Source organism: Pseudarthrobacter phenanthrenivorans (genome assembly GCF_000813845.1).
Lineage (GTDB): Bacteria > Actinomycetota > Actinomycetes > Actinomycetales > Micrococcaceae > Arthrobacter > Arthrobacter phenanthrenivorans_B.
Genome location: NZ_JWTB01000012.1, coordinates 147,249 through 171,733 on the forward strand (window position 1 = coordinate 147,249; position 24,485 = coordinate 171,733).

At 68.2% G+C, this 24,485-nt stretch carries 22 protein-coding genes; 8 read left to right on the plus strand and 14 right to left on the minus strand.

Going from position 1 to position 24,485, the window contains the following annotated elements:
- Positions 1–45: 45 nt before the first annotated feature.
- Complete coding sequence (gene ppsA / locus RM50_RS06730) at positions 46–2,472, plus strand: phosphoenolpyruvate synthase (protein WP_043451106.1); 2,427 nt, start codon at positions 46–48, stop codon at positions 2,470–2,472.
- An 86-nt stretch (positions 2,473–2,558) separates the two neighbouring features.
- On the opposite strand, the gene RM50_RS06735 is transcribed toward ppsA, so the two are convergent.
- The 4 genes from RM50_RS06735 to RM50_RS06750 form a co-directional block, all read right to left on the minus strand.
- Positions 2,559–2,981 (minus strand): Hsp20/alpha crystallin family protein, encoded by a 423-nt coding sequence (locus tag RM50_RS06735; protein ID WP_043451108.1) that lies wholly within the window; start codon positions 2,979–2,981, stop codon positions 2,559–2,561.
- Positions 2,978–5,530, minus strand: coding sequence for a cation-translocating P-type ATPase (locus RM50_RS06740; protein WP_346421904.1), 2,553 nt, complete (start codon positions 5,528–5,530; stop codon positions 2,978–2,980). Before RM50_RS06740 ends, RM50_RS06735 begins: the two co-directional genes overlap by 4 nt.
- 24 nt (positions 5,531–5,554) lie before the next feature.
- Positions 5,555–6,421, minus strand: coding sequence for a universal stress protein (locus tag RM50_RS06745; protein ID WP_043451110.1), 867 nt, complete (start codon positions 6,419–6,421; stop codon positions 5,555–5,557).
- A 65-nt stretch (positions 6,422–6,486) separates the two neighbouring features.
- A complete protein-coding gene (locus RM50_RS06750; protein ID WP_043451112.1) occupies positions 6,487–6,945 on the minus strand; it encodes a pyridoxamine 5'-phosphate oxidase family protein in 459 nt (152 codons plus the stop codon).
- A gap of 311 nt (positions 6,946–7,256) precedes the next feature.
- Between RM50_RS06750 and RM50_RS06755 the strand changes: the two genes are divergently transcribed.
- Positions 7,257–8,924: a GAF domain-containing sensor histidine kinase gene (locus RM50_RS06755; protein WP_240471902.1), complete on the plus strand. Its 1,668-nt coding sequence runs from the start codon at positions 7,257–7,259 to the stop codon at positions 8,922–8,924.
- 24 nt (positions 8,925–8,948) lie between these two features.
- Here RM50_RS06755 and RM50_RS06760 read toward each other — a convergent pair whose 3' ends face one another.
- Positions 8,949–9,572, minus strand: a complete 624-nt coding sequence (locus RM50_RS06760) for a response regulator (protein WP_043451113.1) — start codon at positions 9,570–9,572, stop codon at positions 8,949–8,951.
- Positions 9,573–9,870: 298 nt separating this feature from the next.
- On the opposite strand from RM50_RS06760, the gene RM50_RS06765 reads away from it, so the two are divergent.
- Complete coding sequence (locus RM50_RS06765) at positions 9,871–10,389, plus strand: universal stress protein (RefSeq protein WP_082007005.1); 519 nt, start codon at positions 9,871–9,873, stop codon at positions 10,387–10,389.
- Between the two features lie 41 nt (positions 10,390–10,430).
- On the opposite strand, the gene RM50_RS06770 is transcribed toward RM50_RS06765, so the two are convergent.
- The 3 genes from RM50_RS06770 to RM50_RS06780 are packed head-to-tail and all read right to left on the minus strand — an operon-like array spanning position 10,431 to position 11,621.
- Positions 10,431–11,006, minus strand: a complete 576-nt coding sequence (locus RM50_RS06770) for a hemerythrin domain-containing protein (protein ID WP_052260012.1) — start codon at positions 11,004–11,006, stop codon at positions 10,431–10,433.
- Positions 11,003–11,320 (minus strand): DUF3040 domain-containing protein, encoded by a 318-nt coding sequence (locus RM50_RS06775; RefSeq protein ID WP_043451170.1) that lies wholly within the window; start codon positions 11,318–11,320, stop codon positions 11,003–11,005. The genes RM50_RS06770 and RM50_RS06775 overlap by 4 nt, the downstream gene beginning before the upstream one ends.
- Before the next feature lie 37 nt (positions 11,321–11,357).
- Complete coding sequence (locus tag RM50_RS06780) at positions 11,358–11,621, minus strand: SHOCT domain-containing protein (protein WP_043451117.1); 264 nt, start codon at positions 11,619–11,621, stop codon at positions 11,358–11,360.
- Positions 11,622–11,848: 227 nt separating this feature from the next.
- On the opposite strand from RM50_RS06780, the gene RM50_RS06785 reads away from it, so the two are divergent.
- Positions 11,849–12,526, plus strand: coding sequence for a hypothetical protein (locus RM50_RS06785; protein WP_156133847.1), 678 nt, complete (start codon positions 11,849–11,851; stop codon positions 12,524–12,526).
- Positions 12,527–12,546: 20 nt separating this feature from the next.
- Here RM50_RS06785 and RM50_RS06790 read toward each other — a convergent pair whose 3' ends face one another.
- The 6 genes from RM50_RS06790 to RM50_RS06815 form a co-directional block, all read right to left on the minus strand.
- Positions 12,547–15,381, minus strand: coding sequence for an HAD-IC family P-type ATPase (locus RM50_RS06790; RefSeq protein WP_082007007.1), 2,835 nt, complete (start codon positions 15,379–15,381; stop codon positions 12,547–12,549).
- A 17-nt stretch (positions 15,382–15,398) separates the two neighbouring features.
- Positions 15,399–16,388 (minus strand): polysaccharide deacetylase family protein, encoded by a 990-nt coding sequence (locus RM50_RS06795; RefSeq protein WP_043451119.1) that lies wholly within the window; start codon positions 16,386–16,388, stop codon positions 15,399–15,401.
- Positions 16,389–16,433: 45 nt separating this feature from the next.
- Positions 16,434–16,901, minus strand: coding sequence for a universal stress protein (locus RM50_RS06800; RefSeq protein WP_043451121.1), 468 nt, complete (start codon positions 16,899–16,901; stop codon positions 16,434–16,436).
- A 75-nt stretch (positions 16,902–16,976) separates the two neighbouring features.
- A complete protein-coding gene (locus RM50_RS06805) occupies positions 16,977–18,713 on the minus strand; it encodes a DUF4389 domain-containing protein (RefSeq protein ID WP_043451122.1) in 1,737 nt (578 codons plus the stop codon).
- A gap of 64 nt (positions 18,714–18,777) precedes the next feature.
- On the minus strand, positions 18,778–19,644 hold the full coding sequence (locus RM50_RS06810) for a universal stress protein (protein WP_043451125.1): 867 nt from the start codon (positions 19,642–19,644) through the stop codon (positions 18,778–18,780).
- A gap of 261 nt (positions 19,645–19,905) precedes the next feature.
- Positions 19,906–20,892 carry an AI-2E family transporter gene (locus RM50_RS06815; RefSeq protein ID WP_052260013.1) on the minus strand — a complete coding sequence of 329 codons (987 nt, stop codon included), beginning with the start codon at positions 20,890–20,892 and terminating at the stop codon, positions 19,906–19,908.
- Between the two features lie 126 nt (positions 20,893–21,018).
- Between RM50_RS06815 and RM50_RS06820 the strand changes: the two genes are divergently transcribed.
- From RM50_RS06820 to RM50_RS06835, 4 genes are read left to right on the plus strand one after another with little or no spacing between them, the layout of a single operon-like run.
- Positions 21,019–21,450: a hypothetical protein gene (locus RM50_RS06820; RefSeq protein WP_043451126.1), complete on the plus strand. Its 432-nt coding sequence runs from the start codon at positions 21,019–21,021 to the stop codon at positions 21,448–21,450.
- Between the two features lie 50 nt (positions 21,451–21,500).
- Positions 21,501–22,025, plus strand: coding sequence for a mycothiol transferase (locus RM50_RS06825; RefSeq protein WP_043451128.1), 525 nt, complete (start codon positions 21,501–21,503; stop codon positions 22,023–22,025).
- Positions 22,018–22,962 (plus strand): ribonuclease Z, encoded by a 945-nt coding sequence (locus RM50_RS06830; protein WP_043451129.1) that lies wholly within the window; start codon positions 22,018–22,020, stop codon positions 22,960–22,962. The genes RM50_RS06825 and RM50_RS06830 overlap by 8 nt, the downstream gene beginning before the upstream one ends.
- Positions 22,946–24,418, plus strand: coding sequence for a protein adenylyltransferase SelO (locus RM50_RS06835; protein ID WP_043451131.1), 1,473 nt, complete (start codon positions 22,946–22,948; stop codon positions 24,416–24,418). Before RM50_RS06830 ends, RM50_RS06835 begins: the two co-directional genes overlap by 17 nt.
- Positions 24,419–24,485: the final 67 nt, after the last annotated feature.

A 24,485-nucleotide genomic window follows, 5' to 3' on the forward strand; every position in this document is an offset into this window, starting at 1 on the left:
CCAAAGCCTCTGACTGCCCCGGCGGGCTGGGGCAAGAATCGAGCCATGAGCGTCCCCACAGAAACCTCCCTGGCCAACGCCAACGTCACGTGGATCGAAGATACCGGGATCGCGGACATCCCCTCGGTAGGCGGGAAGAACGCTTCCCTGGGCGAACTGAGCCGTGCCCTGCAATCCGCCGGGGTCCGGGTTCCCGAAGGGTTCGCCACCACGGCTGGCGCCTACCGGGCCTTCCTTGCCGCCAACGGACTCGAACCCAGGATCAGGACCCTCATGGAGGAGCAGCGGACGGGACGGTCCACGCTCCGCCAGACAGGGGCGGCCATCCGGGAATTGTTTCTGCAGGCAACCTTCCCCGCCGACATCGCGGCGGACATCCAGGAACACTACCGGGTCCTCTGCGAGCGCACCGGGCAGGCCCGGCTGGCGGTTGCGGTGCGCAGCAGCGCCACCGCCGAGGACCTTCCGGATGCAAGCTTCGCCGGCCAGCAGGAAACCTTCCTGAACGTGGCCGGCGAACGCGCTGTCCTGGAAGCATGCCGGCGCTGTTACGCCTCGCTGTTCACCGACCGCGCCATCAGCTACCGGGAGATGAAGGGGTACGACCACCTGGACGTTGCCTTGTCCGTGGGGGTCCAGCGGATGGTCCGCTCCGACCTCGGGGCCTCGGGAGTGATGTTCTCCATCGACACCGAATCCGGCTTTCCCGGCGTGGTGGTCATCAGCGCAGCCTGGGGGCTGGGGGAAACGGTGGTCCAGGGAACCATCAACCCGGACAAGTACCAGGTGTTCAAGCCGCTGCTGGCGGATCAGCGCTTCAGCCCCGTGATCGAGCGGCAGCTGGGGGCCAAGGAACGCAAAATGGTCTACAGCCACGGCGGGGACGCACGCACCATGATGGTGGAGACCACCGACCGTGAGCAGCGAGCGCTGGTGCTGGACGACCCTGAGATTGTCCTGCTTGCACGCTGGGCGGCGGCGGTGGAGGCCCACTACGGCCGGCCCATGGACATGGAATGGGCCAAGGACGGGCTAACCGGCGAACTCTTCATGGTCCAGGCGCGGCCGGAAACTGTCCAGGCGCGCCGCAGCACGTCCTCCTTCCGGACCTACCACCTGGCGCAGCCCGGACGGGTCCTGGTCAGCGGTGCCGCCATCGGCGACTCCATCGCCGCCGGGCAGGCATGCGTGGTCCGCGACGCCAAGGACATCGAATCCTTTGTTGACGGCTCCGTGCTGGTCACCCGCATGACGGACCCGGACTGGGTCCCTGTGATGAAACGCGCCGCCGGGATCATCACCGACCACGGCGGCCCCACGAGCCACGCCGCGATTGTCAGCCGGGAACTGGGGGTGCCCGCGGTGGTCGGGACCCGCAACGCGACCGAAGTCCTGGCCGACCGCGCCCCGGTCACCTTGTCCTGTGCCGAAGGTGAGGAGGGCCGCGTGTACGAGGGCCTGCTGGAGTTCTCGGTGGAGGAGGTGGACATGGCTGGCCTCCCCGCCACCAGCACCGCAGTCATGGTCAACATCGCCAGCCCGGCGGCGGCGTTTACCTGGTGGCGGCTGCCTGCTGCGGGGGTGGGCCTGGCCCGGATGGAATTCATCATCAACAACCTGATCCGAATCCACCCCATGGCGCTGGTCCACCCCGAACGGGTCGCTGACCAGGAAGAGGCGGCACTGATCCGGGAACTCACCGGCGGCTACAAGGACCCGCAGGAGTATTTCATTGACGTGCTGGCCACAGGGATCGCCAAGATCGCGGCCCCCTTTTATCCCAAGCCAGTGATTGTGCGGCTCAGCGACTTCAAGAGCAACGAGTACAGCCACCTGATCGGCGGAAGCTCCTTCGAACGTCCCGAGGAAAACCCCATGCTGGGCTTCCGCGGCGCTTCCCGCTACTACAGCAGCCACTACCGGGAGGGGTTCGCGCTGGAATGCAAAGCCCTCAAACGGGTGCGGGAACAGGCGGGCTTCGGCAACGTCATCGTCATGGTCCCCTTTTGCCGGACGGTGCGGGAAGCGGACCAGGTCATCGAGGCGATGGAAGAGCACGGGCTGGTGCGGGGAGCGGAGGGCCTGCAGCTGTACATGATGTGTGAAATTCCGTCGAACGTGGTCCTCGCGGAGGAATTCGCCAAGCGCTTTGACGGCTTCTCCATCGGTTCGAACGACCTGACCCAGCTGGTGCTGGGGGTGGACAGGGATTCGGAGGAGCTCGCCGGGCTCTTTGATGAACGGGACCCGGCCGTGATGTCCATGATCGCCCAGGCAATCAGCAAGGCCCATGCCGCCGGCATCAAGATTGGCATCTGCGGGCAGGGGCCCAGCAACCACCCGGACCTGGCGGAATTCCTGGTCGGTGAGGGAATCGACTCGGTGTCCCTGAATCCGGACACGTTCGTCCGGACCCTCCCGGTGATCGCGGCGGCCGAAGAGGCCGCGGCCGGCAGGAAACAACGGGGATAACGGGCCACGGTGGGCCGGCACCCAGGGTGGGGCGGCACCAAGGTGCCCGGCCCCACGGGGCCAGGCACCGGCGTCGTACGTTCTTTTCAGCCCCTGGTGATGGGGATCTTTGATGCCCCGGTCTCCTGCCCCTGTTCCGGCAGGGGAGCCCGCACCTCAAGCACGCCATCCTTGTATGACGCCTTGACGTCGGACTGCTGCACGCCGCTGGGAAGGGCAAGGCGCCGGACGAAGGAACCGTAGCGGAACTCGGACCGGTAGCTGTCCTTCTCCTTGTGTTCCTTCTTCTCCTGCCTCTCGCCCTTGATCGTCAGGACACCATCGGCAACGGTCACGTCCACGTCCTTCTCCGGATCGATCCCGGGCAGCTCCGCCCGTACAACGAGCGTGTTGCCGTCCACCATCTCTTCAACCCGGATGGCGGAGGTCCCCATGTCACCCTCGAAAAGCCGTTCGATGACATCCATGGGGGAGCGGCGGGTATCAAACCATTTCATCAGGTCAGTCATTCTTGCCTCCTGCTGTGTGGGGCCGGATTTTGGCGTTGTCCGGCAGTTCCACCATCCCGCTCCGGTGACCCCGCATCCAGAGTCAAAGGTCCCAGCGGGAAGCCGGAACGTCTGTCCGGCCTGCGGCCGAAGCGGGCGGCAAGTTCGATGGCGATGCAGCCGGCCGCGGCAACAACTGCCGAAAGGATGAGGAGCCCGCCGGTGGGCCACTCGACCCGGAAGAAGTCCTGCGCCAACGGAACGGTGAACAGGAGGACCAGGCCCGCGTACATGCCCGCGAGGATCAGGACCTTGGTCCGGTTCAGGGGGCGGGAGGCGGTGACCAGGATCCACGCGGCCAGCAGCCCCAGGGTCAGGGTGGCGGCGGACTGCGCTGCTTCCTGGCTGTGTCCGCCCCAGGTCTGGGCGTAGGCGCTGACGGCCAGGACGCCCACGGCCGTGCAGATGCCCGCCGGGACGGCGAAGGCGAGGGAGCGCCGGAGGAATCCGGGGGCGTAGCGCTGTCCTCCGGGCTGCAGTGCCAGGAAGAATGCCGGCAGCCCGATGGTCAGTCCGTCCAGGGCCGACAGCTGCCGCGGCAGGAACGGGAAGGCCAGCACCAGGACGCCGGTGATGACCGAGATGACGGTGGCGTAGACCGTCTTGCTGAGGAAGACCAGGGAGACCCGCTCAATGTTGCTGATGGCCCGCCGGCCCTCGTCCACCACTGCGGGCAGACGTTCGAACCGCCCATCCAGGAGCACCATGCGCGCCACGGCCTTGGTTGCCGGCGAGGCAGAGTCCATGGCGATGCCCAGGTCCGCTTCCTTCAAGGCCAGGACATCATTCACCCCGTCCCCGGTCATTGCCACGGTATGTCCCCGCCGCTTCAGGGCCAGGACCAGGTCGCGCTTCTGTGACGGGGTCACGCTTCCGAACAGGCTCTGCGCCTCCACGGTTTCCTCCAGCCGCAGCGGGTCGTCCGGGAGCGTGCGCGCGTCATACGCCTCCCCGGAGCCAAAACCCACGCTTCGCGCCAGCGCCGCGACGGTCCGCGGATCATCGCCGGAGATGACCTTCACGGCGACCCCCTGCTGCCGGAAATAGTCCAGGGTCGCGGCCGCGTCCGCGCGGAGGCTCTCGCGGAAGGTCAGCAGCATGACCGGGGCAAGGTCCGCCGGCAGGCACGGATTTGCGGTGTCCGGCGGCAGCGGCGCCGGTGTGTGCGCCAGGGCCAAGGTACGCAGGCCCGTTGAGGCAAGGGCGGCGGCCTTGCCGTGCGCCTCCGCAGCGCGGGGAGAACCGAGCACGGCATCGGGGGCGCCCAGGACCCAGGTGCCCGGTGCGGCGGATTCCGGCGCGAAGGTCACCGAGCTCCACTTTCGGGCGGACGAGAACGGAACCGAATCCGGGGCCTGCAGCGGCACCGGCACGGGAAACGCCACACCCATGGCGGCGCTGGTGCTGCTGGCGTCCGCGTTGGCGCCGAACCACTCCACTGCCGCCTGCCAGCCGGGGGCGGGGATGGTGCCGGCGCCGTGGAGGGCATCAAACACGATGGAACCGGAGGACAATGTGCCGGTCTTATCAAGGCAGAGGACGTCCACCCGCGCCAGCACCTCCACTGCGGCGAGTTCCTGGACCAGCACCTGTTGGCGTGCCAGCCGGAGCCCGCCCACGGCAAAGGCGACGCTGGTCATCAGGAGCAGTCCGAGGGGGATCATTGCCATGATGCCCGCGACGGCCCCCACGGCGGCCGGGATCCACCGTCCGGATCCGATGGCTCCGGCCCAGCCGCCCTGGTCCTGCATCTGCGCATTCGTGAGAAGCAGGGCCGTGGGAAGGAGCAGCCAGCTGATCACGGCGAAGACTTTCCCCAGGCCCCGCCTTATCTCTGACGTCACCAGGGAAAAGCGCCGCGCCTCGGCTGCCAGCCGGTACGCGAACGTGTCAGGTCCCACCTTGAGAACGACGGCGCGGCCGTTGCCGGCAAGGATCAGGGAACCGGAGAGCAACACGTCGCCGTCCGCCTTGGCAACAGGTTCGGATTCACCGGTCAGCAGGGACTCGTCCACTTCCAGGGGGCTGCCGGCAAGGAGCACCAGGTCAGCGGTGACCTGGTCCCCGGCGTTGAGCACCACCAGGTCGTCAGGAACCAGTTCCCCCGAGGGGATAAGTTCCCTGCCACCGTTCCTGACCACTGTGGTCCTGGCGGCCTCCAGGATGGCGAGCTGGTCAAGGGAGCGTTTGGCCCGGTACTCCTGGACAATGCCGATCAGCGAATTGCTTACGGCAGACAGCCCAAAGAGAGCATCCCGCCATTGCCCCAGCACCAGGAGAAGGATAAAGCATCCACCCACCACCGCGTTGAACAGGGTAAAGACGTTCGCCCGGACGATCTCCCCGATGCTCCTGCTGGTGGCCGTCGGCACACTGTTGACGCGGCCGGCAAGGGTCCGCTCCCGCACCTCGGCGGTGGACAGTCCTGCCCCGGCATGGCGGCTGTCCAGGCCCGGGGCAGCTGCCCCGTTTTCCCCGGCAGCTGCCTCGCTCTTCCCGGCTGTTGGCACGGCGTCGCCCGGTTGCAGTGCGGATCAGTCGCTGTGCGGCTGCTTGTGCATCCGGGTGATGACGGTGGGGCATGGGGGCTGCGACAGGACAGCATGTGCCGTGGACCCGAGGAACAGCCTTTCGAAGCCGCCCTTACCCCGGCTGCCCAGGACCAGGAGCCGGGCGCCGGCGGCTGCACGGACCAAGGCGTCCGCCGGTTCCAGCACGGTTTCCATGACCGAATGCACCGTGAGGTCGGGGTAGTCCTGCCGCAGCCCGGCTTCGGTTTCGGCGAGCACGATCTGCTCCTCCTCCATCACATGGGTGGCAAAGCTGCTCTGCGGGAGCCCGGCGGCGATCCATCGGTTGGGACCGGTGAACGCGTAGAGGACGGTGAGTTCCTCGCCGAGCGCGTCGGCTTCGGCAGCGGCAAAGGCCACGGCCTGCGTCGCTTCGCGGGATCCGTCCACGCCCACCAGAATGCCGCGGCCGGCGTCCTGGCCGTCGCCGATGACGGCAACTGGGCATTCCGCCGCGGCAGCAGCCTGCAGGGCCCGGTCTGTCAGCGCACCCCGGGTCTTGCCGCTGGTGCCAAGCACCAGCATCGAGGCCTCTTTCGAGTAGTCACCCAGCGCGGCACCGACGCCTCCCTCCAGCAGCTGGAGCGTCACGTGCAGGCCCGGTTCGGCGGCAGTGGCTTTTTCACCGGCTTCCTTCAGCAGGGCCAGCCCCGATTCACGCAGGACTTCAAGGTAGGGAAGGACTTCCGCTGCCATCCACCGGTCGTCAACAACATTGACGACGGCGAGCGGGCACGTGAGCCTGTTGGCCCGGGCTGCCGCCCACAACAGTGCGGCATTGGACGCCGGGGAATCAGTGATGCCGACGGCGATGGGCTGGGCAGGTGCCATGGGGAACCATCCTTGTGGGTGCGGGGTGGGGGTGGGGCCGGCCGGGTCCCGGTCCGACCGGGGGACTAATCCGCCGAGGGCTCGCGGGGCGGCCACCAGTGGGTGGGTGCGGCGATGACGAACCGCCGGCCGCTGAGCTCCTCTGGCGTGATCCGGAGCAGGACGTTCTTTTGGCCTGGTTGCCACGGGGACAGTCCTGCGTCCATGGCGTCCTGGATCTCCTCCTCATCCGAGACGACGGCGCCGTGGCCCTTGAGGATGACGCTCCACGCGATGGTGCCGTACTGGTTCATTCCATCGGCCTCCACGGCGACCGGTGTCCGCCCGTCCAGGGCGGCAAGCCTGGTCCCTTCGCCCGTCCGGATCAGCAGGGTGCCGTTGGTGGGTACGAAGTTCACCGGGAAGTTTTCCACGCCGTCACCGTCCCTGAAGGCAATCCGGCAAATGGAGGTTGAACGGAGGTACCGCCAGCAGTCGTGGACGCCGAGTTCCTTGATTTCAGGTGCAGTCGCTGCGCTGTTCATGGCCGTAGCCTAGGGCGGGAAAAGTGGTGCCGGTAGGGAAGAAGGTCCCGCAGGTGGCACCGCCCTTCCCTGCAGCGGGGCTGCGGGCCGCCGGGCGGCAGGACAGGCCGTTGACGTGGGCTTCTACAATGGTCCCAGGCCGGTCTTCCAATTGACGTGAAGGTCCGGTTTGGGGGCGGGGACAGGACTCCGTTTTCCGGACACTTGGATCTCGCCGGTAGGCCTGCAGCGCCGCAGGTTCCTGCCGCAGGAGGTGGAACGTGAGCATGGAGCACCCCTGGCACCCGCCAATGAGGGACAGAGTTGAAGACATGCTCCGGGACTTCACGGCCCGCGGGCATGAACTCCTGGATACCCAGGAGCGCATGAATGCCCTGTTGGCCGCCGTGGTGGCCCTTGCCGAGGACCTCAGCCTGGAAGCCGTGCTGGACCGTCTTGTCCGGTCCGCGTGCGCACTGGTGGGCGCCCGGTATGGTGCCCTGGGCGTCATCGGCGAAGACCGCAGACTAAGCCACTTCATTACCGTGGGCATTAACGAGGAAGGCATCCGTTCCATTGGTGACCTGCCCACAGGGCACGGCGTCCTGGGCCTGCTCATCCGGAAACCCAGGCCCCTGCGGCTCCACGACCTCGGCCAGCATCCAATTGCCTCCGGCTTCCCGCCCAACCATCCGCCCATGCGGACCTTCCTGGGCGTTCCGGTCCGCGTCCGGGACGAAGTCTTCGGGAACCTGTACCTGACGGAAAAGCAGGGCGGCGAGGATTTCACCACCGAGGACGAGGACCTCGCCGTGGCCCTGGCCGCCGCAGCGGGCGTCGCCATCCAGAATGCCCGCCTCTTCGAAGACAGCAGCCGCCGGCAGAAATGGCTGGAGGCAGGCATGGAACTGAGCAGCCGGTTGATCATGGCCTCACAGCCCGGGGACGCCGAGCAACTGGATATCGTGGCCGATGCCGCCCTGAGGGTGTCGGAGTCCACGCTTGCGGTCATTGCCGTCCCGGCCGGCGGCGGTGCCCTTCGGTGCCGTTCATCCGTTGGCGTGCAGGGTCTCCAGGCCGGCCAGGAGCTGAAGGTTCCGCCGTCGCTGGCGGGTGTTGTGGAAAACGGGGGATCGTTCGTGGCCAGGGACCCGCGGCAGCTCTTTGATGACGGGGTGGCGGAGAAGCTTGGCTCCGTCCTGGTCTGTGCGCTGGGTCACAGCGGCAGCCACAATGGCGTCCTCCTGCTGGCACGCGCCCAGGGGACGGCGGTCTTCAACCAGGCCGAAGCGGAGTCCAGCGCCATTTTCGGAAGCCGGATCGGCCTTGCCCTGGACCTTGCGCGGGCCAACGCCCAGCGTGAACAGAACCTCCTTTTCACCGACCGGGAACGGATCGCCCGGGACCTGCACGACCTGGTGATCCAGCGGCTGTTCGCTGCCGGGCTGAGTATCCAAAGCCTGCGCCGGTACACGCTGGACCCCGTGGCGCATGAGCGCATTGCGGCCGTCACCACCGAACTCGATGAAACCATCCGCAAGCTGCGGGATACCATCTACTCGCTGCGCACCGCGGATGAGGAGCGCGAACCCTTGACGGGACGTATCCTGCGGGCGGTCCGGGAAAGCTCGCGCAGTTATGCCGTAACACCCAAGGTGTCCCTGGATGGAGCCGTGGACTCCATTCGGGAGGACGTGTCCGTCCACCTCCTGTCCGTGCTGTCCGAGGCGCTCAGTAATGCGCTCCGGCATTCAGGCGCCGACGACATCCAGGTGACGGTCGCCGTGGAGCGTCCGGATCCCGGCACCGGGGATGCCGCAGCAGGCAGGGAACGGGTACAGGTCGTGATCAGTGACAACGGCCAAGGCTTCACGGAGCCTGCCCGCGTCAGCGGCCTGGCGAACATGCGGCGCCGCGCTGAGCTGCTGAAAGGCAGCTGCACCATCGAAAGCACCCCGGGGGTGGGCACCACCGTAAGGTGGTCCGCCAGGCTTGCCTAGTGCGCCTGCGGGCAGGTCCGGCCGTTAAGCGGAGTCGGAGGAACTCTTGGTGACGTAGACCGCTGCCTGCGTCCGCCGCTCGAACCCCAGTTTGGCCAGGATGGACGACACGTAGTTCTTGACGGTCTTCTCGGCCAGGAACAGCTCGTCGCCGATCTGCCGGTTGGTCAACCCCTGGCCGATCAGCGCCAGCACCTTCTTCTCCTGGGCGCTGAGGCCCTCCAGCCTGGGATCGGTGTGCACCGTGGAAAGACCCGTGATGATCTGCTGCTCCACCCCCGGTTCGAACAACGATTCACCGGCCGCGGCTCTGCGGATTCCGGCCAGGAGGTCATCACTCCTGATCTGCTTCAGGATGTACCCCGACGCGCCTGCCAGGACTGCGCCACGGAGTGCCTGCTCGTCGTCGTAGCTCGTGAGGATCAGGCAGCGCAGGCGCGGATCGAGGGAACGCACGTCCCGGCATACTTCGATCCCTGTCCCGTCCGGAAGCCGCCCGTCAAGGATTGCGATGTCCGGATGAAGGGCCGGGATGCGGCGGGTGGCCTCCGCGGCGGATCCGCTTTCGCCGACCACGAGGAATCCTTCACCTTCCAGCAGGTCCTTCAACCCCTGCCGGACAAGCTCGTGGTCATCCAGGATGAACACCCGGACCGGTCCCGGAGATCGTGTGGCCCCGTCAGTTCCTGCTTCACCCTTGTGCACCGAGAGCTCCCCACATTTTCAGGATCAGTACCCCGACGACAGCGGGGTGGCCCCTGGGAGGGCCTGCCCCCATTCTTACCCGTCAAGGGGTGGCCGGGAAGGGACCAAAGTCCGCGCGCCGCAGGGAACCCCGCCATCCGCCGCTGCCCGTCCTCCCGGTAGCCCGGCGCACGATGACTTATGGCACTGTTCCGGGACGCATTTCCGGTCCAGGCTGGGGGAACAGCACCAAGGAGGGAACGTGGCACCAGCAGGGGACGGGATACCAGCCACTGGTGTGGCAACCGGGGCTGCCCCGGGAAAACACCCCAGGATCATCGTGGGCGTGGATGGATCTGAAGCGTCCATGGCTGCACTGCGCGTGGCCGGGGCGCTGGCAGAGCCGCTCTCGGCCCGGGTGGAGGCGTGGGCCTGCTGGGACGTTCCGGCCGGCTATGGGGTGTACCTGGCAGTGGGGATCGAGGGCTTCAGGTACGCGGCCGACCAAGTGCTCCAGCAGACCCTGACGGACGCGTTCGGGGAGTTGCCAGGCTTTGTGCATCCCCGGCTGGTGCGCGGCAAGCCCGGCCCGGTGCTCATTGACGCCAGCCGCAACGCATCCCTGGTGATCGTCGGCCGGCGGGGACATGGAAGCTTCGTTCCCGGTTCGGTCAGTTCAGCATGCGTGAGCCACGCACACTGCCCCGTGCTGGTGGTGCACGCCCCCGAAAAGGCAACCGGGAACCGTCCTGACGGGGCCGGCGCCGCGGTGGTGCCCTGAAGCGCGAAGGCCCAACCCGCCGTCGTACTGCTCCCGCCGCATTACCCGTGCCCGTGCTGCCCGTGCCGGTGGCGGTCCTTTTCTTCGCCGTGCGGTGCAGCGTGGTGGTGGGAACCGGCGTGCCCGCCGGTACCCACCAGTTCGTGGAGGCCTTCAACTGCCCGGCTAAGGGACAGCCCGGGGGAGGCCACGATGAAAGGCATCAGCAGGCGGTTCTCCTTGTCCAGATGCAGGGCGAAGATCCGCTGGATGGCGCCGGCGGCGACCGCAGCAGGGACCCCGTCCGCCGTCCTCAGCTCCTCGACCAGGTCCACGATCACCTGGTGCTCGGCCAGCATGCCGTCCACCAGAAGCTTCGCCTCCGGCATCCCGTGGGGCCCGCTGTACAAGGGGCCCTCTTCCGCCAGGGCGTGCGGAACGAGTTCCTCGTCGCACCAATCCAGCAAAGCCGCCTGGGTTGATTGCCCGGCAGCGGCGTCCCCTGCCTCCACCGCTTCGGTGAGCAGCCCCACCAGAACGTTCAACTGCTTCAGCATCCCGGCATGGTGGGCCTCCACGGACTGCAGCGCCCGCGTGTCCGCGGAGGAGTCCTTGCCGGCCCCCGTAGCCCGGTTCATCCGTTGTTGCCTTCCATCTGGTTGACCTGGCCGTCCACCTTCCGTGGAGACCAGCGGAGGTCCTTCAGTGCCCAGTAGCACGCGGCGTTCATGACGGCGAAGCCCGCGATGCCCACGTAAGGGACCCGGATCACCAGGCCCAGGAGCAGGACGCAGACGCCGGCTGCAAAGAGGACCAGGCCGCGCGTGACCCGGGTCCGCAGGGACAGTCCAACGGCGTGCCGGCCAAGCAGGGCGGCCAGCCTGGGGTCTTCCTGCTCCAGGCCTTGGCGGATCAGTTCCAGTTCGCGTTTCTCGAATTCAGAGAGTGGCACCACTGCCCCCTTATGTCCTTTGCCCAGGGCCGCAAACTCAAGCGCCCGGGTGGCCGCGCAGGACAGCCAGCCGGTTCTGGTATTCCGCGGTGTCGATTTCCCCGCGCGCGAACCGCTCGGCCAGGACTTCCTCCGCCGCGCGCGAAGGCGGCGGCTGGGTGGCGTGCGGGGACGGTGTGCGCAGGAAACGGGCCAGCAGGACGATACCGGTGATGATTGCCCCCCAGACCACCACCATGCTGATGCTCATCAGCACATAGCCCCACCAGCCCATGCCGTCATTCCAGCCGTACACTTCCATGACCTCCGGTCCATGAAGGCGGACGCCAACCGTCTGCTTCCGTTACCAGTATTGGCCGCTGCGCGTGCGTGGGGGAGAGCCATTGGTCCTGTTCCGGAGGCGGGGTCCTCCTGCCGTCTGTTCCGGCGGCCGGAGGGGCTTTCGGCACTGGCATGGGGCGGGCGCCGGCATGATGCTGGACGGCGGGTGGCTCATGGGAGTGCGCGCTTGCGAAGGGAAGGCGGCCAGTGGAACCTGCGGCAAGGGCCGACGACGGCGGGACATCCGGACGTGCATACCTCGCCGGATGGGTGGGCTGGGTCACCATGGGCGAAAGCCTGGGCTTCCTCGCCCCGGCCCTTGCCCAGTTCGTTGCCGCAACGTTCCTGCCGGACGCTCTCTTTGGGCTGCTGGTTGTGGCGGGCCTTGCCGAGGGCGGGATCCTCGGCTGGTTCCAGGCCCGGATCCTGAGGGTCCGGCTGCCGGGCCTGTCCACGGCCCGGTGGACTGTGCTGACGGGGTTGGCCGCCGGCGTCGCCTGGTCCGTGGGGATGCTGCCGTCGACTTTTGCAGGGTGGCAGGACTGGCCCCCGGCCGCGCGGATTGGCGCAGGCACGCTGGCGGCCGTTGTGCTGCTCGGCTCCATCGGGACCGCCCAGTGGCTTGAGCTGCGGAGGTTGCAACGGCAGCACCTGATCAGCCGGGCGTGGTGCTGGATTGCCGGGAGCGCCGCAGCCTGGGCGGCCGGCCTGGCAGTGTTTACGCTTGTTGCTCCGCCCTTGTGGCAGCCGGGACAGCCGGCGTGGCTGATCGCCGCCATTGGGGTGGTGGCCGCAGTGCTCATGGCGGCAGCGATGGCCCTGGTCACCGGCCTGGTCCTGGTCCGTGTTGTCCCCGAGGCAGCGCCTGAAGCGCGACGGGGCTAACAAGCCCGGAACATCCACCGTCAAAAGCCCTGGCGCCGCAGCCGTTTGTCCACGGCGACGGCGGCGGATGCCAGCAAGGCGAGGCCGAAGATCCGCAACCACGCTTCGGGACCGATCGGTGCGGTGTGGAAGAGTTCGTTCATCAGCGGTGCGTAGGTGAGGGCCAGCTGTGCGGCCGCCTGGACCGCCACGCCGAGGAGGAGCCAGCGGTTGCCCAGCAGCCCCGTCCGCCATGCCGGCCGGGTCAGCGACCGGCAGCTGAAGAGGTAGAACACTTCCACGGCCACGAAGAGGTTCACGGCGGACGTGCGGGCCTCCGCCACAGTGGCGCCGATGGCGAGCTCATGGTCGAACAGCCACCAGGTCCCCACGACAAGGAGGGCCGAGACAAGCAGGATCCGGACCGTAAGGGCCCAGGTCAGGAGGGGACGGTCCGGTGCCCTGGGCGGCCGGGACATGAGTCCGGGCTCCTTGGGTTCAAAAGCCAGCATCAGTCCAAGGGCGACGGCCGTGGTCATGTTGATCCATAGGATCTGGGTGGGCAGGATCGGCAGCGTTGCGCCCAGCAGGATGGCGGCGAGGATCACCAGTCCTTCAGCCATGTTGGTAGGCAGGGTCCAGACAATGAACTTGGTCAGGTTGTCGAAAACGTTGCGGCCTTCTTCCACCGCTGCCTCGATGGTGGCGAAGTCGTCATCGGTCAGCACGATGTCGGAGGCTTCCTTGGCCACCTCCGTTCCGGTGCGTCCCATCGATATGCCAACGTTGGCCTGGCGAAGGGCCGGTGCGTCGTTGACGCCGTCCCCGGTCATGGCAACCACGTGCCCCCGGGACTGCAGGGCGCCGATGAGTCGAAGCTTCTGCTCCGGCGACACCCGGGCGAAAACGGTGGCCCGGTCCACCGCATCGGCGAACCTGTCCGCGGGTATGGCGTCCAGCTCTGCGCCGGCCAGGGCTGTTCCGGGGCCATGGTCAACGGCCAGGCCCACCGCTGCGGCGACGGTCATGGCCGTTCGCACGTGGTCTCCGGTGATCATCTTGACTGCCACGCCGGCGCGGCGGCAGGCTTCGACGGACCCGGCGGCCGCTTCGCGCGGCGGGTCATGCATGGCCTGGAGTCCTGTCAGTACCATCCGGCCGCGCAGCCCCGTGGCGGAGAGGGTATGCGTTTCCGCTGGGAGCCGCAGCATGGCGGTGGCGAGCACCCGGAGCCCCTGGTCCGCGAGCGCGTGCGCGGCGGTGAGGGCTGCGTGCCTGCGGACCGGCCGGCAACTGCCGTCCGCAGCCATTTCAAGGCTGCACAGTTCCAGGATCCGCTCCACCGCGCCCTTAACGAACACAGTGCCGCCGCCGGAGCGGAGCGTGGACGTGTGCAGTGTCGCCATGAACTGCCCTTCGGAGGTGAACGGCAGTTCCTGCTGCCGCGGATTCGCGGCCAGGAAGTCCTGCACCGCGATTCCGCCCTTGGCGGCAGCGACCAGCATCGCGGCTTCGGTGGGATCGCCCCGCACCTGCCACCCCGACGCCGTGCTGTGGACACTGGCGTCATTGCAGGCCGCACCGGCCAGGAGGGTCCAACGCAGGGCCGCATCCCTGCCGTCAGGTTCCGCTGGCCTGAGCGGTTGCTGCGCCTCCGCGTTCGGTGCCGCTGAAGCGGCGATGTGTCCTTCCGGTCCGTAGCCGGAGCCGGTCACGCCATAGCTTCCCGAGGGCGTCCAGAGTGCCCGGACGGTCATCTGGTTCCTGGTGAACGTGCCGGTCTTGTCAGAGCAGATCACGGTGGTGCTGCCGAGCGTCTCCACCACGGGGAGCCGCCGGACAACGGCGCGGCGGCGGGCCATGCGGCGGACACCGATGGCAAGGGTCACGGTCACCGCGGCGGGCAGGCCCTCGGGAATGGCTCCCACGGCGAGGGCGACGGCGGCGGTGAACATCTGGCCCGGCGGTTCGCCGTGTGCCAGGCCGGCAGCGAAGGCCAAGGCAGCGAGGGCGAGGATGGCAAGGGTCAAGGTGGAGCTGAATTTGGCCAGTTTCTGCGTCAGGGGTGTGGCCGTGGGCCGTACGGCGCCCATGAGTCGGTGGACTTCCCCAAGTTCTGTTTCGCCGCCGGTGGCGACCACGACGCCTTCCCCGGTGCCGGCGATGACCAGGGTGCCGCTGTACATCATGTTCCGCCGGTCGGCCACGGGCGTGACCCGGGGCAGGACCACCTGGTCCTTGGCCACGGGCTCTGATTCTCCCGTCAGGGCGGACTCATCGGCCCGCAGGGCGGAAAGGCGTACCAGGCGGAGGTCGGCCGGGACCTTGTCGCCCGCCTCGAGCAGGACCAGGTCGCCGGGGACCAGGTCCTCGGAGGGCACCTGTTTGCGCTCCCCGCCGCGCAGCACGGCGGCGTGCGTGCGGACCAGCGAGTGGAGGGCATCCAACGCCGCCTCTGCCCGTACTTCCTGGATGAACCCGATCAGCGTATTCAGCAGCACCACCGCCAGGATGACGGCCGAATCCAGGAATTCGCCAAGGAACGCGGTTACAGCGACGGCGGCCAGCAGGACGAAGACCAGGGGGTTATTGAACTGGCGTCCAAGCTTGCGGGCCAACCCCGCCCGCTGCGTCCGGGAAAGCTCGTTGGCCCCGAACTGTGCGCGCCGGCGCACCACCTCTTCCGGGCCCAGGCCTCTGGCGGCATCGGTCTCCAGGAGCAGGACCACCTCGTGGACCGGGAGCCCGTGATGCGCCGGATCGGCGTCATTTCCGGTCCTGTGGCGTCTTCCGGACGGTTTCGGAGGGCTGCTGTCCGCCTCCGCGTCCCGGGAGGGCCTGGCCTTCCCCTTGCCCGTCCCCCTGGCCTTTCCCACGGGCGCCACCGCCTCCCTCACCGGCCCAGCAACGCATCGAGGGTGGTGAAGCCGTACCCCGCAGCCCTGATGCCATCGATGACCTGGGGCAGGGCGTCGGCATCCAGGGTGGTGCCGTCGTCGGGGTTGGAACCAATGTGCATGAGGACGATTTCACCGGGCTGAAGTCCTGCCTGGACGCGGTCCGCGACGATCTGGACGCTGGCACCGCCACTGGTTCCTTTCCAGCCCAGCGTGTCCAGCGTCCACCTGACCGGCACATATCCCAGCGAGTTGACCGCGGCGATGGTCCGGGCGTCGCGCTCACCAAAAGGAAAGCGGAACAGGGGCCGCGGATCGCCGCCGGCTGCGAGGATTGCCTGCTCCGCCGCAAGCACCTCTTGCGTAATCCGGGCGCTGTCCAGCCCGGTGAACCCCGGATGCGTCATGGAGTGGTTCGCCACCCGGTGCCCTGCCGCGGCAATATCTGACACGCCCTGCGGGTTGCTGGCCGCCCAGTTCCCAGTGAGGAAGAACGTTCCGGCAACGCCTTTCGAGGACAGGGTGGCCAGGATCTTCGGCAATCCGGCCGCGTTTGCCCCGGCGTCGAAGGTGAGGGCAACCACGCGGCCCGCCCCCGGGATGACCGTGAGGTCCTGGCCCCGGAGGGACTCCGGAAACGGCGGCGGGGGTGCACCTGGCTCCGCCGGCGCCGTTGGCTGGGCCGGGGGTTCACCCGGTTGCCCGGCGGGCGGGGGCTCGGCTATTGGCGGGACCGTGACGGGCGGCTCCACCGGAGTCTGGCCGGCTTCAGACGTATCCGTCTCCGACGGCGGCGGGGAGAAGGACGGGCCGGTTGTGCCGGACGGTTGTCCGGATACCGGCGCGGACGTGGAAGGGGATGACGACGGCGGACCGGCCGTCCGCGCCGGAAGCAGCAGGGCCAGGACGACGGCGAGCACCACCAACGCGACTGCGAGCGCGACGGCGGGCGCCCGCCGTCGCGCTCCACCATCCGGCACTGCCATCACCCGCCCCTTGCGCTGACCCTGGCCTATGCCCTCCTGGGCAGGTCAGGAACCGCTGGGGCCGCCCGGTGCGGTCTCCGGGCTGTGGACCACCAACACCGGGCAATGTGCGTGGGCGACCAGCGCGGAGCTGACGGAACCCAGCAGCAGGCCGCCGAATCCGCCGTGCCCCCGGCGCCCCACCACGATCATGTCAGCGTCCCGGCTGGCGTCGATCAGCGCCTCCCGCGGATGGCTCCGCACCAGGGTGGCGGTGACATTTTCCGGGATGCCCGGACCGAAGGCCTGGGCCACTGTCTCGTCCAGGACCTTCCGGGCCCCCTCCTCGAAGCCCTCGACGCCCATCATGACGTAGCCGCTGTACATCTGGGGGTACTCCCAGCAGGCCAGGGCCTGCACCTTGGCCCCCAGGGGGGTGGCAAGCCGCTGGGCCTGGCGAAGCGCCTCCACCGACGCCTCCGAACCGTCCACGCCCACCACAATCCTTGCTATCGGTGCCCCGGCAATGCTCATGTCCCGCTCCCTGATCGGATCCGTATTGTCCCGCCCATCATCGCCCGGGGACCTGCCATGGGGTAGGGCCTAAGGTCACGGCGCCGGTGGCGGCGGTGCGCCGCCCGGGGAGGGCGGTCCTGCAGGCCACGCAGGCGCTGCAGCCCATGCGGGCTCCGTGGGACCCTGGTCCAGCCGGAACGGCGGATATTCGTCCCGCATCAGCGCGGTGTACACCATGACCCGGTAGATCCAGCGGTCCACGCCGAGGATGAGGTTGAACAGCGGGCGCTGGTAGCGGCCGGTGAACAGCAGGATCACGGCCGCGATCAGGACCAGCAGCCCCAGCAGGGATAGGCCTGAACCGCGCTCGTAGGTGCTGCCCACCACGTTGTCGTTCGCCTCCCACCTCCACACCGACCCTGTGGTTCCGGCGAAGGCCGCCACCAGGAGCAGGTGCGGAATGGACAGCAGCCACCACTTCACCAGGACCAGGCCCCGTGACAACCGCTCCGGATAGTCCACATCGAAGTCGGCGGGGTAGTTGGTGCGCTTCAGGGTGAACGGCGGGTACAGGTCCGTGCCGACGGCCGCATAGGCGTAGAACGCCACCCGCCAGTTCCAGCGCATAACGCCCACGTTGAAGTCGAACAGGGTCCGTGGGTACCGGCCAGTGAAAAGGATGGCGAACCCTGCCACGACGGTGGTCACCACGAACGCGAACCAGAGGAAGAACAGCAGGATGAAGTGCGGTATGGCCAGGAACCACTTGACCAGCCACATCCAGCGGGACAGGCCGGGATCGATGTCCCCGACGAGCCTGGCGGGGTAAGCACCGGGGCCGCCGGAGGCCGTGCCGGACGCCTGGAGCGGAGGCACGGGGGCGGGTGCGGCGGTCGCGTTGCCTTGCCCCCACGTTGCAGCCGGCGCGGAGGCCGGGACCTGGCCTGGGCTTCCTCCTCCCTGCGGTGCGGGGAGGGGTGGTCCGGCAGTCCCTTGGCCTGGCGGGTAGGGGCCGGGCGGGTACGGGCCTGGCGGGTACGGGCCGGTCTGGTACGGGCCGGCGTAGCCCCCGCCCGGGTAACCTGGTCCCGCCTTCACAGGTCCACCGGCTGCCGGCCCTCCGGCACCCGGACCAGGCCCGCCGGAAATCGGCGGCCCTGCGTGCCGTCCCAACCCAGCGGCGCCAAAGACAATCAGCGGTATGCCGATGACCAGGGCGATGACGCCGCCCACGAGCAGGCCGGTGGCTGCCGGCCGGATCAGGTCGGAGCGGAAGCCCGCCTGTGCCTGGACGTCGATGCCTGCGGAGGCGTCGGCGTTCATCACCACCACTTCCCATGCCCCGGGCGTGATGTTCCAGGTGAGTTCCTGTTCGCCGGTCCCCGAGACGGAGGCAGTCCAGAAGCCCTGGCCGGTGGGCGGCGAGGCGGGGTTGCCGCCGGGTACGTCACGGTAGTCGGCGCGGAAAGGCCGCTGCCGGATGTTCAGCAGCTCCGAGTGGTGCACGCCTGACAAGTACTGTTCGACGTCGTCCTGCCGCCCGATGCCGATGAACACGGGTTTGTCCGGCGTTACTGAGCCGATCCGCAGCCGGAGGGTGCCGATGTCGAAGGGAAGCCGTCCCGGCACGTCCTCGCCGATCGCGTCCGCCCGCGGCGAAGTCAGGGCGAAGGAGTTGACGGAGAAGCGCGACGTGCCGGACGTCAGGTATCCGTCGCCCTGGATCGAGCCCACGGCCGATGCCACGGCTCCTCCTGCCAGCGCGGCCAGTCCGGGAAGCGCGATCAGGATCCCGAGGATCAGAATGATGATGGCAGCAGGTTTTTTCATGGCGGCCTAACCTTCCGCGACGGGTACGCCGGAGTAGGGCAACGGGATCGGCGGGCGGTGCGGCCTAGATGGTGCCTTTGGCTGCTTCGGTCCGCGTGATGATGGTGGTGCAGGGGAGATGCTTCAGGACACCGTGCGCGGTTGAACCAAGCAGCAGGCGCTTGAAGGCACCCCTGCCGCGGCTGCCAACAACCAGGAGGCGTGCTCCGGCGGCCGCATCGACGAGCGCATCCACAGCTCCCTTGTCTGTTTCGAGGCGCTGGTTCACCGTCAGGTCCGGATAGTCTTCCTTGAGGCCGGCAACGGTCTCCGAAAGCACAACCCGTTCCTCCTCCACGATGGCGTCCGCGAGGGCAGCGGGTGTCAGTCCGGCATCGACGACCGGATTTGGAGCGTTCACTGCGTAGACAACCGTCAGTTCGTCCCCGTCGCGGTCCGCTTCGGCGGCTGCGAACGCCACCGCCTGCGTGGCTTCTGCTGAGCCGTCGACGCCCACCACCACGCCGGACCTGCCCTCGGGATCGTGGGTTCCGACGACGGCGACCGGGACCTTGGCCCCTGTGGCCACCTGGAGTGCCCGGTCAGCGAGGGCGCCGCCCATGTGGCCGCTGCCTGAGCCGACCACCATCATGGAGGTCTTCTTGGAGTACTTGGCCAGGGACCCGCCCACGCTTCCGGTGAGCAGTTCCGTCGCCGGCGTGATGGGCACCGCCCCTTCGAGGCGCCCGGCGGCAGTCTTGAGGAGCTCTTCGCCGGCCTGCTGCAGCGTTCCGAACCATGGATAGGGTTCAGCGACCCAGCGGTCATCGACCACATGGACGATCACCAGCGGCAGGCCCTGGCGGTGGGCGCGCCGGGCTGCCCACAGGACAGCTGCCTGGCTTTGGGCTGAGTCGTTGGTGCATACAGCGATGGGTTTCCGGGATGGCATGGCCGCACTTCCTGCTCGTCGTGAACTGGTCTTCCTGCCACTCCAGACTGGCCCCCTCGCCGCAGGCACTGTAGGGCCAAAAGTCACGGAAGCGCTGTTCAGCGCGGGCCCCCGGTGCCGCCGGCGCGATTGGTTCCGGGCCCGGCGCGTCCCTGTCAGCAATTGTCTTGCAGATGGTCCAGCCGACGGCGGCCACGGGCACCGCCAACAGGGCGCCGATGACGCCGGCAAGCGTCGCCCCGGCGGCCAGGGCGAGGATGATCACCAGTCCATGAATCCGCAGGACGCGTCCCATGAAAGGGGCTGTAGGATGTGGTGTTCAAACTGGTTGGCAGCCACCAGGATTACCAGGACAACCAGTGCGGTAACCGGTCCGTTTTCCACCAGCGCCACCAGTACGGCGAGGCTGCCCGCGGCGGTCGCTCCGATGATGGGGATGAAGCCGCCCAGGAACACCACCGCTGCCAGCGGGACGGCCAGCGGAACCCGCAGGATCAGGAGCCCGGCCAGGACAATCACGGCGTCGATGGCCGCGATGATGAGGGTACCGCGGACGTACCCGCCCAGCACCACGATGCTCCGTTCCGCCGCCAGGTGTGCCTTGCCCTGCTGGCCCGCCGGCAGAAACCCAATGAGGAATGCCCTGATTTGCCCGCCGTCCTTGAGGAAGAAGAACAGGATGACCGCCGTCAGCACGGTTCCCGCCGCAATCTCCCCGGCGGTCCTCAGGCCGGTCAAAGCGTCGGCGCCCAGGCTGCCCCCGGCAAGGAATTTCTGGAACTCCCCGCGGGCCGCATCGATCTGGTCGCTGGTCAGGGCGACTGGACCGGTGGTGATGAATTGCTGCAGTTGCCCTATCCCGGCCTCGGCGCGTGCCGCCAGGACCCCCGCCTGGTCGCGGACCACGGCAGTGATGCCTCCCACCACACCTGCCATGACCGCAACGATCAGCAGGAAGGACGCCAGCACCGCCAGGGCGCGCGGCCAGCCCCGTGAGGCGAGCCAACGGACCGCCGGGGCCATCGCCGATGCCAGGATCGAAGCAATCAGGACCGGGACAAGGACCAGCGGAACCCGGGTGACGGCCTGCACCACCACCCAGGCCAGCGCCAGGACGGAGAGTGCCTGGACCGATCGGATGCTTGCCCGGCCCAGGCCGTCCGCCCAAAGCGCCGCCATCCTTGCGGGGAGGGACTGCGGCCGGGACGGTTCCGCCCCGCGCCCCTCCGGCGCTGCATTGCTTTCCATGGGTCCTCCTGCCGTGACTGAACCTCAAAGCGTAGTTGCTCCTGGCGCACCGCATGGTTCCCAGGCACCGCGCTTCCTCAGTATGCTTACTATTGTGAGCCTCCGGACAACGAGAAAGGCAGCAACATGACTGAACAGAATGTCCCCGACGATGAACTGGAAGTCGTAGAGGACAACGACGTGATTCCCGACGAAACTCCCGGCGCGGCGTCATCCCTGGAACTGGACCCTGTCTCCGGGGAGCCGGACAGCTATCCCGGCGCTGCCGAAAACAACCCCGACCGCTGGCGGGAAGACCCCCTGCTGCAGGACGAAGGGGTAAGCGGTGAAGAGGAAGACTTCCTGAGCGAGCAGACGCTGCGGGACGAAACCGCGCAGGCCCGCTACCGTGCCGGCGACGAGCAGGTGCCGCCGGATTCCCCAACGCTGGGGGAGGCGGCGGCCGATGTGGACTTTGGCGAGGCACCATCCGGCCTCGAAGCGGATGCCAGCGACGACGAGGAGAACTTCGGCGGCTCGCCGTTGAGCGAGTTCGAACCCGACGACCTGGAACGCTAGCAATCGGGCCGGGCCGGCAATCAGGCCGGTCCGGCGCTGGGAGGAGAGCCATGCACTCGAAAGAACTGCTGCAGGAGGCCTTCGGCAGGCTTCCGGGCCTGGTCGCGCAGATCCTCGACGGGCTCAACGACGCTGACCTGCACAGGCGCCCGTCCGGCAACGGCAACTCCATCGCATGGCTGGTCTGGCACCTTGGCCGCGTTGAAGACGCGCAGGTCGCCTCCGCCGCCGGGCTGGAACAGGTCTGGACCGCGGAGGCTTTCGTTTCCCGCTTCGGCCTCCCGCTGGCGGCCAGCGATACGGGCTACGGGCACTCGAGCGGGCAGGTGGACGCCGTCCGGGCGTCCGGGGACCTGCTGGTGCAGTACTACCGGGCCGTCCACCGCCAGACTGCCGAATTCCTGGACAGTGTCGACGACTCCGGCCTGGACCGGGTGGTGGACACGCACTGGGATCCGCCCGTGACCCTGGGCGTGCGGCTGGTCAGTATTTTGGGGGACTGCCTCCAGCATGCCGGCCAGGCCGCCTACGCCAAAGGCCTGCGGGCCGGACCGGCAGCTGCCGGCGGTGCGTGAACTCGTGGTGCTGGGAACCGCGTCCCAGGTTCCCACCCGGACCAGGAACCATAATGGCTACTTCCTGCGCTGGGACGGTGAAGGGTTCCTGTTTGACCCCGGCGAGGGAACCCAACGCCAGATGATCCATGCAGGGGTCTCCGCCGGCAGCATCACCAGGATCTGCCTGACGCACGTGCACGGCGACCATTGCTTCGGCCTGCCCGGAGTCCTGTCCCGGATGGTCCTGGACGGCGTGGCCCACCCGGTCCACCTCCATTATCCCGCCTCAGGCGCCGACGTCGTCAGGGCCCTCATCTCCGTCAGCACCCCCGGCCTCGACCTTCGGCTGCACCCGCACTCCGCGGCGGGCCATGTGGCCGACGGCCTGGCCGTGCGTTCGCTGAAGCACCGCATCGAGACGTACGGCTACGTCCTGGCCGAGCCGGACGGCCGCACCATCCTGCCCGAGCGGCTCCGGGCCGCCGGGATCCACGGACCGGACGCCGGCCGGCTGCAACGCACCGGCCGCCTCGGCGCAGTGACGCTGGAGGAGGTCAGCATTCCGCGGCCGGGCCAGCGCTTTGCCTTCATCATGGACACGGCACCGTGCCCGGGCGCGGAGGAACTGGCCGACGGCGCCGACCTGCTGGTCACCGAGTCAACGTTCAGTGACGACGACGGCGGGCTGGCGGCCCAATACCTGCACCTCACCGCCGGGCAGGCAGGGGACCTGGCGTTGTCCGGGAGGGCGCGGACACTGGTCCTCACGCATTTCTCGTCCCGGTACGGCGACAACGTTTCGCTCCTCGCGCAGCAGGCGCGGGAGCGTGCCCCCGCCAGCAACGTCATCGCCGCCGGCGACCTGGACCGCATTGCCGTTCCCCCGCGGCGGCAACCGCGGCACGCAGCAGGCCAATCAACGGCGATAGGGTTTAATCATGACGGCAGCAGCTGAATCCACGGTCATTTTCGACGGCCGCTTCGCCCGTGAACTGGCGGAGCTGGCCGTTCCCTGGCAGGCCGAGGACGCACCCAATCCCGAACTCCTGGTCCTCAACACCAGGCTGGCCCAGGACCTGGGGCTTGATCCCGCGTACCTCCGCAGCCCCGAAGGAATACGGATGCTGGCAGGGAACCATGTTCCCGCCGGCGCCACTCCCGTGGCCCAGGCCTATGCCGGTCACCAGTTCGGCAGCTATTCACCGCTCCTCGGTGACGGTCGCGCCCTGCTGGTCGGTGAGCTCACGGACACCAACGGCCGCCTGGTGGACCTGCACCTCAAAGGGTCCGGCCGCACGCCGTTCGCCCGCGCCGGAGACGGCCGCGCCGTCGTCGGACCAATGCTCCGTGAATACGTTGTCAGTGAAGCCATGCACACTTTGGGCATTCCCACCACCCGCTCGCTCGCCGTGGTGGCCACCGGACGACAGGTCCGGCGCGACGGCATGCTGCCCGGCGCCGTCCTGGCCAGGGTGGCAAGCAGCCATCTGCGGGTGGGCAGCTTCCAATACGCCAGGGCCACCGAAAACCCCGGCCTCCTCAAGCGCCTTGCGGACCACGCCATCAGCCGGCACTATCCACACGCCGCCGACGCGGACAATCCCTATCTCGCGCTGTACGCCTCGGTGGTTTCCGCCCAGGCCGAACTGGTGGCGCGGTGGATGCTCGTCGGGTTCGTGCACGGAGTCATGAACACGGACAACATGACCATCTCGGGAGAGACGATCGATTACGGCCCATGTGCGTTCCTGGACGCCTTCAACCCGGCCGCCGTCTACAGCTCGATCGACGTCAGCGGCCGCTACGCCTACGCCAACCAGCCCGTCCTTGCCGAATGGAACCTCGCCCGGCTCGCCGAGGCAATGCTGCCGCTTATCGACGAGGACCAGGAGAAGGCTGTGGCCCCCGCGGTGGACGTGCTGGGCGGCTTCCGGCGCCAGTACAGCGCGGCGTGGTCCAGCGGGATGAAAGCAAAGCTGGGCCTGGCCGCGGCCGGCGGGGAAGAGGCCGGCGATGCCGCCTCCGCGCTGGTGGACGACGTTATCGCCCTCCTGAAGGACGGCCCGGTGGACTACACACTGTTCTTCCGGAACCTCGGCAAGGCCGCCCGGGGCAACCTGCGCCCGGTTCGTGGCATGGTCCTTGACCTTGCAGCCTTCGATAGCTGGATCCGGCGGTGGCAGGCGCTGGACCCCGACGCGGAACTGATGGACAGCGTGAACCCGGCCTACATCCCCCGTAACCACCTCGTGGAGGAGGCGCTGTCCGCCGGGACCGCGGGAGACATTGCTCCCTTGCAGCGGCTGTTGGAGGCCGTCACCGATCCCTTTACTGAGCGGACCGGCCTGGAACGGTATGCGGAAGGTGCCCCCGAAGACTTCGGCAACTACATGACCTTCTGCGGTACGTGACCTGTCAAAGGCGCCGGCCGCAGGCTCGCCGCGCCGGCGGGACGCGGAAGGGCGGCAGCCGGTATAC

Coding starts and splice junctions, on each gene's coding strand:
- ppsA (WP_043451106.1), top strand. CDS start 46: ATGAGCGTCCCCACAGAAACCTCCCTGGCCAACGCCAACGTCACGTGG.
- RM50_RS06735 (WP_043451108.1), bottom strand. CDS start 2,981: ATGACTGACCTGATGAAATGGTTTGATACCCGCCGCTCCCCCATGGAT.
- RM50_RS06745 (WP_043451110.1), bottom strand. CDS start 6,421: ATGGCACCTGCCCAGCCCATCGCCGTCGGCATCACTGATTCCCCGGCG.
- RM50_RS06750 (WP_043451112.1), bottom strand. CDS start 6,945: ATGAACAGCGCAGCGACTGCACCTGAAATCAAGGAACTCGGCGTCCAC.
- RM50_RS06755 (WP_240471902.1), top strand. CDS start 7,257: ATGCTCCGGGACTTCACGGCCCGCGGGCATGAACTCCTGGATACCCAG.
- RM50_RS06770 (WP_052260012.1), bottom strand. CDS start 11,006: ATGAACCGGGCTACGGGGGCCGGCAAGGACTCCTCCGCGGACACGCGG.
- RM50_RS06780 (WP_043451117.1), bottom strand. CDS start 11,621: ATGGAAGTGTACGGCTGGAATGACGGCATGGGCTGGTGGGGCTATGTG.
- RM50_RS06795 (WP_043451119.1), bottom strand. CDS start 16,388: ATGGCAGTGCCGGATGGTGGAGCGCGACGGCGGGCGCCCGCCGTCGCG.
- RM50_RS06800 (WP_043451121.1), bottom strand. CDS start 16,901: ATGAGCATTGCCGGGGCACCGATAGCAAGGATTGTGGTGGGCGTGGAC.
- RM50_RS06805 (WP_043451122.1), bottom strand. CDS start 18,713: ATGAAAAAACCTGCTGCCATCATCATTCTGATCCTCGGGATCCTGATC.
- RM50_RS06810 (WP_043451125.1), bottom strand. CDS start 19,644: ATGCCATCCCGGAAACCCATCGCTGTATGCACCAACGACTCAGCCCAA.
- RM50_RS06815 (WP_052260013.1), bottom strand. CDS start 20,892: ATGGAAAGCAATGCAGCGCCGGAGGGGCGCGGGGCGGAACCGTCCCGG.
- RM50_RS06820 (WP_043451126.1), top strand. CDS start 21,019: ATGACTGAACAGAATGTCCCCGACGATGAACTGGAAGTCGTAGAGGAC.
- RM50_RS06825 (WP_043451128.1), top strand. CDS start 21,501: ATGCACTCGAAAGAACTGCTGCAGGAGGCCTTCGGCAGGCTTCCGGGC.
- RM50_RS06835 (WP_043451131.1), top strand. CDS start 22,946: ATGACGGCAGCAGCTGAATCCACGGTCATTTTCGACGGCCGCTTCGCC.